Consider the following 655-nt stretch of genomic DNA (forward strand, 5'->3'; position numbering starts at 1 on the left):
CGACACGGGCCGAAAATCCCGAGCCCCCGACCCGCCTATCGGGGCGCAGCCCCGCGTCGGCGCTGACAATGTCTGCTTTCAGGCCGAAGCAAAACTGACCTCAACGTCCGACATTAGGCGCGAAGCAGCCATTCGCAATCCGGCATTACACATGCCAGCTGCTGGAAGCCCATCAGACATTTCAGGAAAAGGCCCATTCCTCGTCGGCCGGCGTGACTAACCCCTGCCGCAGCCGGCTGTGAAGTTCATGCCACGACGGGTCCGACACGAAGCCTTTCATGCTTCCACATGCCTCGGCGAAGGAAATGTCGCCCAAACGGTCGATAAGATCACTCATCCCGCCGTTCCTGCCATTTAGGAACAGCTCTAACGGATCATCATCACACTCAATTACCCGATGCCCCCAAGCCCCGGGAACGTCGTCGGTTGCGAGAGCCTGCCGAAGATCTCCATCCACGCCTGCGGCCTCGAGCGCCCGGCACACGACATAGCGCATCAGGGGGTAGTAGATCGGCTGATAGCTGCCTCCAAGCGCACGCACGCCGGGCAGGATCGACAAAACCAAAAACATCAGCAGGAGATTCGGGACAAGGCTGCGGTTTGCCAGCCGCTCGAGGATGTCGGGGGCTGTGAAGCACGCCACCTTCATACCTGT

Annotated in this window: 1 pseudogene; it reads right to left on the bottom strand. The window is 60.3% G+C overall.

Annotated features, from left to right (window positions below):
- Positions 1-181: 181 nt before the first annotated feature.
- Positions 182-655: pseudogene (locus ACXJ7R_RS35555) on the bottom strand (hypothetical protein); the annotation flags it as partial.

It is taken from the genome of Mesorhizobium sp. P5_C1, assembly GCF_054049815.1.